This is a genomic window from Rhizobium leguminosarum, from assembly GCF_001679785.1.
Classification (GTDB): Bacteria; Pseudomonadota; Alphaproteobacteria; order Rhizobiales; family Rhizobiaceae; genus Rhizobium; species Rhizobium leguminosarum_R.
Genome location: NZ_CP016290.1, coordinates 259,302 through 270,822, shown reverse-complemented (window position 1 = coordinate 270,822; position 11,521 = coordinate 259,302). Strand labels below are relative to the sequence as shown.

Genomic DNA, 11,521 nt, shown 5'->3' with positions numbered 1-11,521 from the left:
AGGTTAAATAACCTTCACACTTCATGGGCCTCGGTTCTTCCGACGGCCCATTTTTTTGTTCCCGCTCAACCCGAATTCTGACCTTCGCATGGGATCGCCCGTCTGAAAAAACAGGAAAGGAGGGTGAAAGGAAACCGGTCGCAGATCGGTCCTCCCGTCGCCGCTGGCGCTCAACCGCGGCCTACGCATCCCGGCCACTCGTCCTTCGCAAGGCTGTTAGCCCCGCTTATCCTTCGCGGCAGGGCCGCTCGCCCGCAGTTGCGCCGGTCGGGCCGCTTTGCGGTCCGGGAGGTGTCTTCAGGAAAAAATGAGGACAGGAAGGACCGGCAGAGGGCCGCGTCCGCATCCCCGAAAAGGAACACTCCCATGCAACTCATGAAGGTCGATCCGCGTGCGCTGAAGGACAATCCCGACAATACGCGCCAGTCGAAGTCGACGCCCCAGGCCGACGCGCTGCTGCTTGCGACCATCAAGGCGGTCGGCGTGATCCAGCCGCCCGTGATTTTTGCGGAAACTGGCGGCAACGGCTATGTCATCGAAGCCGGCCACCGACGCACCCGCATGGCCATCGCCGCCGGCATCGAGGAAATCGATGTCATCGTCGTCGAGGCGGCCAACGACAACGGCGCCATGCGCTCGATGATCGAAAACATCGCGCGCGAACCGCTCAACCCAGTCGACCAATGGCGCGGCATCGAGCGCCTCGTTGCTCTCGGCTGGACCGAGGAGGCGATCGCGATTGCGCTGGCATTGCCGGTCAGACAGATCCGCAAGCTTCGACTGCTCGCCAACGTCCTGCCGGCGATGCTCGCCCACATGGCCAAGGGCGACATGCCGAACGAGCAGCAGCTTCGCACGATTTCCGCGGCGTCGCTCGACGAGCAGAAGGAAGTCTGGAAGGCCCACAAGCCGAAGAAGGGTGACACAGCATCCTGGTGGGCGATCGCAAACGGCCTCACCAAGACCCGCATGTTTGCGCGCGATGCGAGTTTCGGCGACGATCTTCGCCAGGCCTATGGCATCGAGTGGGCGGAAGACCTGTTCGGACCCGCCGACGAGGATAACCTCTACACGACGAACGTCGAAGCATTCCTCGGTGCGCAGCAGGAGTGGATGAGCAGCAATCTCCCGAAGAAGGGCGCCATCGTCGAGGTCAACAATTGGGGCCAGCCGCAACTGCCGCCGAAGGCGGAGCGTATCTATGGCAAGCCCGGCAAGGGCGATTGCACCGCCATGTTTCTCGATCGTGAGGGCAAGGTGCAGTCTGCCCATTTTCGGATGCCGGAAGCCAGACAAGCGAAAGGCAAGGGCGATCCGACCGCGCCCGGCGGCGAGGACGGAAACGAGGCCATCAACGTTTCAGCCAAGACCCGGCCGGACGTGACCCGAAACGGCATCGACATGATCGGCGATTTCCGCACCGGCGCGCTGCACGAGGCGCTGGCACGGGCTCCGATCGAGGACGATACGCTCATGGCAATGCTGGTGCTTGCGTTTGCCGGGCAGAACGTCTCGGTCGACTCCGGCTCCGAAGTCTCCGGGCATCTCTATGGGTCCAGGCGGTTCGCCCGGCACGTCGTCCGGCTGATCGGTGAAAGCGGCAAGCTGGAGTTCGACATGGATACGCTTCGCGTCGTGGCGAGGTTGACCCTGATCGACGCGCTGTCGGCCCGCACCAATCGTTCGGATAGCGGCGTCGTTGTCCGGGTCGCCGGCGATGCCATCGGTGCCGACGCTTATCTTCCGAACATGGGCACGGAGGAGTTCCTCACGTGCCTCTCTCGCCCGGCATTGGAAGCGTCCTGCGGCGGCACGAGTGTCGTTCCCTGCCCGCGCGTCCGGGACACCCGCGCTGCCCTTGTCGAGCACTTCAAGGAAGAGCGCTTCGTGCATCAGTCTGCCCTCTTCGCGCCCGATGACGCGAAGCTGGCCGAGTGGCTTGCCAAGAACATGGAACATGGTGGCGAGGACGGCGAAGCCCCCGCCGACGGGCCGGTCGGCGGCATCGAGGACGGCGCCGTTGATGAGGCTGAGCCGTCGGTCGAGGACGAAGCGGAGGCCAATCCGCGTGTTCCGGAAGCCGAGGACGACGGCAACGCGGCAGACGCCGAGCACGAAGAGTTGGACGAAGCCGACGCTGACGCCAGCGCCAATGGCCTCGAGACCGCTTACGGGATCGCCGCCGAGTAGCAATCTCCTCACTTCATTTCGACCGATATCGCCGCCGGCCATCACCGGCGGCGGCTTTGTTTCCACACTCAAAACAGGAGAACGAAGATGTCTGCGTCTTTGGTTTATGAGCTCGCCCCGAGCGGCTCGATCGTCGCCTGGGGCGACGGCACGCCTCGCCCGCCCGAACGCCAAAGGAAGAAGCTCGCCGCAGGGAAAGCCCCTACAGCAAGGGCGGCTGATCCGCTGACCTGCCACGTTGTGTTAGTCCATTTGGGACTGGAACTGGTTGCGCCTGCCTAATTCATCAGCGAGATCGGTACCTTATTGCCGATTGCACCACGAGGCCGTTCTTCGTTGTAGTATCTACGCCGATCCTCCATCTTTTCGCGCGCATCCGCAAGTGTCAGGAACCAATGCTGGTTCAGACATTCCGCGCGGAAGCGGCCATTGAACGCTTCAATGAACGCATTATCGGTCGGCTTGCCTGGGCGTGAGAAGTCCAAGGTCACCCCCTTGGCGTAGGCCCAAAGGTCAAGATCGCGGGATACGAACTCCGTCCCCCGTCGACCCGGATCGTCTTCCGATAGCCGACGTTCCGGCACACCCGTTCCAAGGTTTGCACGAATGCTGGGGTTGCTTGCGGCGCTAGAAGATCGTGTATCAAGTCATCCGCGTTTCGGGCGGAGGGATAGGCGTGACCGCAGTTAGGTCGGGTCTTCTTCTGCCCGGCATGGTGACGGCGCGGCGAGAGACAAGCCGCCATATCGATTGCATTAGCCGGCAGATCAGGGGTCGGGCCGAGCGCATCACGGTTACTGAGAACGCCAAGGTCCACTCGCACCGTCGGGCGAGTCGCGTCCGGCCAAGGAACAGCTGTTTCAGAATCACGTCGAGCGGCTCATCTTCCAGCGGCGGACGGGAAATCGCCGCTCCTGGCTCGCAAACTCGAACGCCAGGAGTCGACGATAGCCACAATGTGTATGGCCCCCGGCGATGACTCGGGACGGTGTGGCGGCGTGAGCCCAACCGGAGCGCGGGCTTTCGTGGCGGCTGATCCGAGCTGGAGGAGGAATGCGGGCTGTCGGTCGCAAGGGGTTCTCTCCCCGGGGTTTCGGAGTCATAGCCCGGCTCCCGCCGGTCGGCCCTTCGTTTTCGCTGCGGTCTGAACCGGCGGCCGGTCGTTTCAAGGCCGCTGGCGCGCCGCGGAGCGGCCGGTGCAGCCTTCCTCGCAAAACGGGTTCGCGCCCTTCGCAGGGCTTTACCCCCGCTTGTCCGCAAACCCGTTTCGCTCTTCCAGCCGTCCCGGACCTGTGAAAGCGCCCGTCCTCAGCCGGTTCCTGTCGACCGCATCGAAGGGCAGACCGGCAGGGGCCGGAGCCGCTTCGGTGGAAACCACGAAAGGAAGATCCCATGGCCAAGCCCGTAACGACTCGATCCGCAGCCCGCGTCGTGCCGCTCCGCAAGGGCGCCACCCTCGAAATGGTGAGGTTCACTTGCCCGGACACCGCGCAGGCAATGCTGATCGCCGAGAGTTTCGGGACCGCGGTGGTCGACAGCGATGGCATCCGTGAACTCCACGAGCGCCTGATAATCGAAACCGCCGACAGCCTCTCGAACGGCCTCGGCGAGAAGGCGATGCAGATCCATCTCCAGCGCATCGTCGGAGCCTATGTCGGCTCGGCGCACGGAGCCGGCCAGTTCTACAGCCGGGCAGTCTCCGAGGCGCGAGACGCCACCGCCAAGTCGGCAAACGATGCCCGTGACGAGGATCTCGATGGCCCGGTCGGCTACGATAGCGCCGCCCAGCGAAAACGCGAGTTCGCGGCCGACATGGGCATTCAGTCCCACGCGCTGCGGATGGCCGCTGAGGGTGCCGTCGCAGCCTACGGCCAAGTCATCGGCGAAGCCTGGAAGCCTTTCGACCGCCCAGTCGATAATCCAGGCCACTCGCTCGACCGCAAGGCGGCCGAGGCGCAGCTGGCGGCTCTCGGTTGAGCAGCGTTTGGCGGAGCTTCGGCTCGCCCATTTCCCTCTCTCTTAATTCTCGGGCCGGTTCCTTTGGGACCGGCCTTTTCCATGTCAGGGGGAGGAAAGGAAGGACAAGGACCCTGCCCGCCACGCCGGCCCCGTCCCGGTCGGCGGTCCTGCAGGAGCCGGCGGTCAGCCGCAACGGCTTCGCCGTCCTCCACTCCGTTCTGGCCGTTCCGGTGCCGCGAGCCGCCTGATCGCTCCTGCCTTCGGACCTCCGCGACGGGGTCGCGATGGCGCGGCCTCAAACGAAGGATAAGGACATGAGCAGGAAAGCCGAAGGCGAACGCGCCGACATCTATGCGCGGATCACGGATAGGATCGTCACCGACCTTGAAAAGGGCGTAAAACCCTGGATGAAGCCATGGCACGCGGCCAACACCAATGGCCGGATTACCCGGCCGCTGCGCCACAACGGTCAGCCCTATTCGGGCATGAACATTCTCTTGTTATGGTCGGAGGGGATGGCGCGCGGCTTCACTTCACCCATGTGGATGACCTTCAAGCAGGCGCTTGAACTGGGGGCGGCGGTGCGAAAGGGCGAGACCGGTTCAACCGTCGTCTTCGCCAGCCGCTTCACCAAGTCCGAGGCGGACGGCAATGGTGGAGAAGTCGACCGGGAGATCCCGTTCCTGAAAGCATACACGGTCTTCAATGTCGAGCAGATCGATGGGCTGCCCGAACACTATCATCACCCACCGACCCCGGTGCTCGATGCGATCGAGCACATCGAGCACGCCGATCGCTTTTTCCGCAACACGGGCGCTGTCATTCGGCATGGTGGCGCGCAGGCCTATTATTCGCCTATCACGGACCACATCCAGATGCCGCCGTTCGAGACATTCCGAGACGCGGCGTCCTACGTGGCCACGCTCAGTCACGAAAGTTGCCATTGGACTGCGCGCCCCGATCGCGTCGATCGCGATCTTAGCCACTATACGAAGGACAAGACCGAGCGGGCTCGCGAAGAGCTGATTGCGGAGCTCGGGAGTTGCTTCCTATGCGCCGATCTCGGGATCGCACCGGAGCTGGAGCCACGGCCGGACCATGCGTCTTACCTGGACTCGTGGCTGAAGGTTCTATCTGACGACAAGCGGACTATCTTCCGAGCCGCGGCGCATGCCCAGCGTGCTGTCGCCTTCCTGCACGGTCTCCAGCCCATTCAGGCCGACGAGAGAGCGGCCGCGTAGGAGACGTCAAGGTCGGTCGTTGTCACCCGCAACGACCGACAGCTCTTTCGGCTTTCTCTCCGCAAGCGCATGCTCATCGGACGTGAGGTCCAGCCTCCCCCAGATCGATGGTTTCCGATCGTTGGCTTTCAGCTTTCGGGACTGCTTGATTTCGACGGTAAACGGCTTTGTCTGCTGACGCATAGATCCTCCAGGCGCCGAATCGCGGCCCGACAATATTGCGTTGATGAGAGGAGACAACTGCCCGGACGGCCGAGTTTGTCGCATCCGAAGCCGACGCTATGCTTTAGAGACTGGGGAACGGCTTCGCGGCCGGGCCGTTCTGCCGGGACAACGTACGGCGAGGGCCATGACCAAGTTCCTTCCACCGCTGTCATAGGCCACGCCCTCCGCGGGCTCGATGAGGCATGTCTGATCGGAGACCGGCTTCGCCTCGATCGTTCTCCCGCAACGGCCGTCCGCAACTTTCTTCCCCTGCGAACTGCGTTCGCATTCCTCGCGCGACAACAAAGTTCCTCCCGACCGCCCTCCATTTTCATTACGGCCTTCCAGGTGCGGTCCGATCGTCCCCGATCTTTACGACAGCCATCGAGGCCGCGAAGGGCGCGGCCCGAAACAACCGAAAGGAACAGACAATGGCTACCATCGGCACTTTCACCGCAAACGAAAACGGCTTCACCGGCTCGATCCGCACCCTCGCACTCAATGTCAAGGCCCGCATCGCCCGCGTCGACAGCCCCTCCGACAAGGGCCCGCACTTCCGCATCTACGCCGGCAATGTCGAGTTGGGTGCGGCTTGGCAGAAGCGCTCCGGCGAGAGCGACCGCGACTATCTCTCGGTCAAGCTGGACGACCCGAGCTTCCCCGCCCCGATCTACGCAACGCTCTCCGAGGTCGAAGGCGAGGACGGCTACCAGTTGATCTGGTCCCGCCCCAATCGGGATTGAGATCCCAACAAGGCCCCGCCACCGAGGCGGGGCCAACTGGCCGCTTTGAGAAAGCCGGCAACGGGCGTCGAGCCCGCGGCCGACTTTTAGGGTGCCATACGGAGAGGTGGGGGTCTGCTCATATCGGGCCCATCGTGCCCTGGAGCCGGGACAGCCTCAAGGACGAGCGGTTCCCCCAAAATGCCGGCGCATTTCGGCTCCCCCACTCACCGCCGCTGGCGGTCGCATGCGCGATCCTTGACCCTGACCCACCGCCACGCCGGCGGGCGTCATCTTTCTCAAACATCAAGGAGATGACGATGATCGAACAACAAATCGAAGAACTGCGCGCCGAGCTGAACGCCTGCATCGAGCCCGCCGAGCGCCGCGAGATCGAAGCCGAGCTCGAAATCGCCCAGGCCGAGCTGATCATGATGCTTGGCGAACAGGACGGTTCCATCGACGCCGAGCCGCCCTTCTGAGGGCGGCATACCACCAGCACCGGGGGACCGCCGGCATCCAGGATCCCGAGAGGGGCGATCCGCTGCGACTCTCCTTTCGATCTACCGTCATCGACATCGGGGATGCTGCATCCCGTCCGTCGCCCGCAACCTGCCGGCGCCAGAATTTTCCCCGCCGCATTGCGGCTCCTCGCGTGCCAGATTCTTGGCGCTGGCAGGTTCTTCACTCTCGTTTCGGCCTTTCAGGTGCGTCCCTCCTTGTCCGCCATGCGGCCTATCCCCGCGATATCCGCATTTCGAAAGGAGAAAATACCGTGCAACAGCTCGCTCAGTTCCTCACCGCCACCGGCCGTCGGCCCCGCACCCTCGGCAAGGTGATCTGTCACTACTTCCGCAAGGGGAAACTCGGCCTGAAACTGGCCATCAAGATTCCGTTCTTCGTCGAGATCGAGGCGTCGTTCGAGACCGACTGGAACCGGCGCGAATAACACGCCGTGGGCCGCTTCAGCGACCCCTCCTCTACCAGCTGGAACGCGGAACACAATCATCGTCAGCTCGGCGAATATCGGCAGGTTGTTTTTGGCCGATAGCCGCGACCACGTTTTTGCTTCACGAGCTCAAGGAACAAGCGAACCGCTTCCTCCTCCCGTTCGAACACATGCTGTTTTTCCTGTCCACGCTTGCCGATCCGTCCCCATCGCCGGGTCAGGCAGGCCTCTCCGAACATCGTCTGCTCGATCTCCATGGCATAATACCGCGCCATGTTCTTGGCTGGATCCGTTCGTTCGACATAGAGCTGGTATGGTTGCGAAATCATGCCGGCATGATCGTCACACGGCGCCGCTACGTCCAACGACATATGTGAATCCTACAGATGCGACCGATTCATTTTCGTGAAGAATGGGGCTTGGGCGAGGCGCTGATGGCGCACGGCTCTGGTCGCACCGCGACCGGAGCCCGCATGCGGGCTCCGCCCAGCCGGGTTACGATCCTCTCGCAGCAAGAAGCATGCCCCTGCGAAATCTCATTGTCCGGAGACAGCCGGAGCCTCCCCTCGCCATCGGAGATGGCAAGCGGTCGCGTCCCTTCAGGACGCGGTTCTATCTCTCTCTGACGTCCCATTTTGCACCCGCCGTGTCGGGTAGCAGCGGGGCATTGCTGCCCCGCCGCCCCCTAAGAACCGGGCGTGCGGATCACTTCGCACCCGGCTCAAGCCATTCTCCAGCGCCACGTTGTGACACCGGGCTCCCCGGCGGTATGTTTCGCGTTCTGACGGCGGTCGAAGTAGGCATCCCATGTGGGATCGAACGGGCTCGCCAACGCCGGGATTTTGGCGTGCCTCTTGACTGAGACAGCCGCCGCGCGGACAAGCCCATACTTGGCGTCTGCCGTGTTGAAATCCCATGATTGGCTACCGTTGACCCGGAAATACCTTCTCCTGATCCACCGTGCTCCTTTGTTGGGGTGTCGTCTGCACGCCCATCTCCAGAGCATGCGCCAGATGTAGAAGTCTATCGAAGAGAAGGTCGCCTTCGCCACGACATGGCGGTGATACATCGCCCATCCCCGCATGATCGGGTTCAGCATTCGTATCAATCCCTCCTGCGCGATGGCAGCGTTGCCTTTGATGATTCTCCGGACCTTATCCAGCAGCGCCTTGACGCTGTGTTTGGACGGCGTGATGAGGAGTTTGCCGTTGTACTTTCGCACATTCTGGCCCAGAAAATCGAAACCATCCGCAATGTTCGTGATTCTGGTTTTCTCGTCCGAGAGTTCCAGTCCGCGAACAGCCAGGTATTTCCTGATCGCCGGCAAGACCTTGTGTTCCAGCACTTCTTTCGATGCACTGGTTACAATAAAGTCGTCGGCATAACGGATGACGTGGGGTTTGGCTTTTCGGTACGTGGATTTCGACGATCCCACGCTTGCATCGACTGCGGCCTCAAGCCCGTCCAACACTCTGTTAGCGATTGTGGGCGAAATCACGCCCCCTTGCGGGGTTCCCGCCCGCGTCTCGAACAGAGTTCCCTCTTCAATGTAGCCAGCTTGAAGCCACTTCCGCAGGATCGCCTTGTCCATAGGCATATGCTCGAGGATGTAATCATGGCTGATTTCATCGAAACAGCTTTTGATATCGCCCTCTAGAATCCACGTGGCGGACTTTCGCCTTGCCAACGTGATGAAGCACTGCTCAATGGCGTCGGCTGTCGAGCGTTTGGGCCGAAATCCATAGGAATTCGGGTCCGCCAAGGTCTCCGTCACTGGTTCCAGCGCAAGCTTCCATAAGGCTTGCATCGCGCGGCATAGCATACGGGGTATCCCGAGCGGGCGCTTCTTGCCGTTACTCTTGGGAATATAAACGCGTCGCAACGGCATCGTACGGTAGCCGTGATGCCGCAACGACATTACTCCCTTCCATCTGGCCACGGGGGTTGTCCAGATTTCTCCGTCCACTCCCGGCGTTTTCTTGCCGCGATTCCCCGTCACCCGCTTCACAGCCAGCATCTTGCCGTTGTGCGAGCGGGTCAGCAGACGTTGCAAGGCTTTTACCTTGCCCCTTCGGCCTTCGCGAGTGGCCTTGGCGATACGCACTTGAAGTCGCTTCACGGTTGCTTCAATCTGCGACCAGTCTGTCTGATCCCACATCTGCCCTCCGTGCGAGGACGCACCAGCATTCGCTGCTTTCGCATCGATTGCCGTCATCTGCTTTTCCTCGTCCAGCAATTAATCATGTTCTCTCGCCATGAATGACCGGGCGGAAGTCTGCCCACTTTCGTGTCGGGCGATGTTGCAGCCCGTATCCCGACCATTACAGCCGGGCCTTCGCTTTCTCCGCCTTCCTTTACCCACAACACCAACGGCGTTCCTTACGGTTCGCCTGCCGTTACCGGCAGCGCTATGGGCTTACCCTGTTCCGCATGAATCTCAGAGCCAGTCGGACCCTTCCTATTCGCCGGCAGCTTTCCGTCCATGGAGGTCCAACCGGAAAGGACCACACCTTGCTGCACACCTTTTGGTTCAAGCCTATCAGCACATTTGGCTTGTTCCTTGTTACGGCGTTTATCGGAAGTTCACTTGTGTTGGTCGTCATTGCTCATCCCTTGCACCTCACCGCCTTTGTGCTGGCAGTTTCCACTTCGCCTCACGGTTCGGTGGACCGGTCAACCCGGTGGTTACGTTGTCCCCGAAGCTCCACACGAAGTCGTTGCCAACTTCGCATGTTCGGGTAGGGAACGACCGATGGAACGGTCGGTTTCGTAAAGTTCACATTACGTGTTCTCCTCTCGAAACAGAGATTCATGCGACTTTCAGGTCGCACTCCGGCGTCAAGGACATCGCGGCCCCCTCCAATTTTCCCAACGCCGCAAGCGGCACAGAGAAAATCGGTTCCTCCGCTCGCCGCAGGGCGGCCGCGTTCCGCGGTCCCTGACCCCTCACGGACTACGGTGCGGACACCGTTCGTCAGAAAACGAAAAGGAGACTCTGATGACAAAGCATCAAATCACTGGTGTGGTTGAAGAAGATCAGAAGCGGCCGGATCAACAGCCGGATTGGCTTGAACGCTTGCGCGGAAATTTCGATGCGGAAGTGCATCTTCCCGCCGATATCTCGCGGGAGTTTCTGTCTTCAGCGCTGCTTTGGGCAGTCGACAACAAGGTCGATTTCGGTTTGTTCCACGAGGCCAGCGAGATCATCATTGCGCACTTCGGTGGTGATGAGATCTACCTCCCGTCGCGGTGGTCCGACAAACGATGGCATGTCGGCCTTGAGGACAAAGAGCCTTTCGATCCGAGCGACTGAGGTCGAGACCAGAGGCGGCTTGTCGCCTCTGGTCTTTGCCTTTCGCGTGAGCCGCTCCAGCCGGATCGACCGAGCGGAGCGGCTATGAAAGGGGGGCTCTGCCGCCCCTCTCAACCTCACCCCATGAAGGAAGGGCAACGCCCCTCCTTCAAACTTCCTCCATGGGGAAAGGGGACGGTTCCCTCCTCCCTTTCCCCAAACCCCTATCCCTCTCCCGTGCAGAGAAGGTGATGATGGCTGTCACCCGCCCTGGCACCAGCCGTGTCGGGCACCATTCCATGATCGAGCAAGCCCTTCCTTGATCAAGGCATCGCCCAGCGAATTGCCTGCACGAAATACGGTTCGCAGTTTGCGTCCATATTTGTCTTCGTCACGGAACCCGGCCGCTAGCGAGAATTTTCCAGCGTTGAGCAGCGTCAGCAGGCGGGATTTTGCCGCCTCACCCTTTATCCGTTCCGCCTCGCACCGGGGCGGGCTGAGTTCAGGCGTATCGATGTCGGCGATGCGGATTTTCTCGCCTTGAACCAGAATGTGTCGCCGTCGACGACGCAGTTTGCTCGATGGCTTCCGTCGCAGATCGAAAATGCGGTCGACAATGAATCCGTCGTCGGTTTCTTGGCCAAAGTGGCGAGATCGGGGAGAACGTCGGCGCCGCCATAGGCAAGCCAACCCCCCACAGCAATGATTACGGTGCATAGAACTGCCGTCGAGCGTTTACGCCATCTGTTCCGCCCAGATCTCAGCAGTCCTCCACCCGCGCGCTGCCGGTCGCGACCGCCTCCGGCCTTCGGCGGCTTTCTAAACGGAATCACATTTGATTTCGCCACTTTCCGATCCCCTCGTTTCGCCTCAGCCTATGTCGGACCCGGTTTCATCTGCGTTTACGGAGGAGCTTGGCTCCGGGCTGCGGTGTGGCCTGCAAAATGGTGAGCGACGGGCGGGG

11 protein-coding genes and 2 pseudogenes are annotated in these 11,521 nt (G+C 61.5%); 8 read left to right on the top strand and 5 right to left on the bottom strand.

Annotated elements, in window-relative coordinates; genetic code table 11:
* Positions 1-366 precede the first annotated feature (366 nt).
* Both BA011_RS35760 and BA011_RS35755 read left to right on the top strand, forming a co-directional pair.
* Positions 367-2,190: a ParB N-terminal domain-containing protein gene (locus BA011_RS35760; RefSeq protein ID WP_065284317.1), complete on the top strand. Its 1,824-nt coding sequence runs from the start codon at positions 367-369 to the stop codon at positions 2,188-2,190.
* An 87-nt stretch (positions 2,191-2,277) separates the two neighbouring features.
* Positions 2,278-2,472 (top strand): hypothetical protein, encoded by a 195-nt coding sequence (locus BA011_RS35755; RefSeq protein ID WP_065284316.1) that lies wholly within the window; start codon positions 2,278-2,280, stop codon positions 2,470-2,472.
* On the opposite strand, the pseudogene BA011_RS35750 reads toward BA011_RS35755, so the two are convergent.
* A pseudogene (locus BA011_RS35750) lies at positions 2,469-2,794 on the bottom strand (integrase core domain-containing protein); the annotation flags it as partial. The gene BA011_RS35755 and the pseudogene BA011_RS35750 overlap by 4 nt on opposite strands.
* 788 nt (positions 2,795-3,582) lie before the next feature.
* Between BA011_RS35750 and BA011_RS35745 the strand changes: the two are divergent.
* Together BA011_RS35745 and BA011_RS35740 are read left to right on the top strand one after the other, a co-directional pair.
* On the top strand, positions 3,583-4,167 hold the full coding sequence (locus BA011_RS35745; RefSeq protein ID WP_065284315.1) for a hypothetical protein: 585 nt from the start codon (positions 3,583-3,585) through the stop codon (positions 4,165-4,167).
* Positions 4,168-4,463: 296 nt separating this feature from the next.
* Entirely contained in the window at positions 4,464-5,390 is a 927-nt protein-coding gene (locus tag BA011_RS35740) for an ArdC family protein (RefSeq protein WP_065284314.1), read from the top strand.
* A gap of 6 nt (positions 5,391-5,396) precedes the next feature.
* Here the strand turns inward: BA011_RS35740 and BA011_RS44655 are convergent, their stop codons facing one another.
* Entirely contained in the window at positions 5,397-5,573 is a 177-nt protein-coding gene (locus BA011_RS44655; RefSeq protein WP_167379017.1) for a hypothetical protein, read from the bottom strand.
* Between the two features lie 452 nt (positions 5,574-6,025).
* Between BA011_RS44655 and BA011_RS35735 the strand changes: the two genes are divergently transcribed.
* The 3 genes from BA011_RS35735 to BA011_RS44645 all read left to right on the top strand — a co-directional run bounded on the left by BA011_RS35735 (position 6,026) and on the right by BA011_RS44645 (position 7,265).
* Complete coding sequence (locus tag BA011_RS35735) at positions 6,026-6,337, top strand: DUF736 domain-containing protein (protein ID WP_018482050.1); 312 nt, start codon at positions 6,026-6,028, stop codon at positions 6,335-6,337.
* 299 nt (positions 6,338-6,636) lie between these two features.
* Entirely contained in the window at positions 6,637-6,798 is a 162-nt protein-coding gene (locus BA011_RS44650) for a hypothetical protein (RefSeq protein ID WP_018516739.1), read from the top strand.
* Between the two features lie 293 nt (positions 6,799-7,091).
* Positions 7,092-7,265: a hypothetical protein gene (locus tag BA011_RS44645; protein ID WP_167379016.1), complete on the top strand. Its 174-nt coding sequence runs from the start codon at positions 7,092-7,094 to the stop codon at positions 7,263-7,265.
* 62 nt (positions 7,266-7,327) lie between these two features.
* On the opposite strand, the gene BA011_RS35730 is transcribed toward BA011_RS44645, so the two are convergent.
* Together BA011_RS35730 and ltrA are read right to left on the bottom strand one after the other, a co-directional pair.
* Positions 7,328-7,636, bottom strand: coding sequence for a WGR domain-containing protein (locus BA011_RS35730; protein WP_065284313.1), 309 nt, complete (start codon positions 7,634-7,636; stop codon positions 7,328-7,330).
* A gap of 350 nt (positions 7,637-7,986) precedes the next feature.
* The gene (gene ltrA / locus BA011_RS35725) at positions 7,987-9,480 is read right to left on the bottom strand and encodes a group II intron reverse transcriptase/maturase (RefSeq protein ID WP_065283682.1); all 1,494 of its coding nucleotides are present in this window, start codon (positions 9,478-9,480) and stop codon (positions 7,987-7,989) included.
* 783 nt (positions 9,481-10,263) lie between these two features.
* Between ltrA and BA011_RS35720 the strand changes: the two genes are divergently transcribed.
* Complete coding sequence (locus BA011_RS35720; RefSeq protein ID WP_065284312.1) at positions 10,264-10,578, top strand: hypothetical protein; 315 nt, start codon at positions 10,264-10,266, stop codon at positions 10,576-10,578.
* A 240-nt stretch (positions 10,579-10,818) separates the two neighbouring features.
* Here BA011_RS35720 and BA011_RS35715 read toward each other — a convergent pair.
* Positions 10,819-11,264, bottom strand: a pseudogene (locus tag BA011_RS35715) (thermonuclease family protein).
* Positions 11,265-11,521 lie beyond the last annotated feature (257 nt).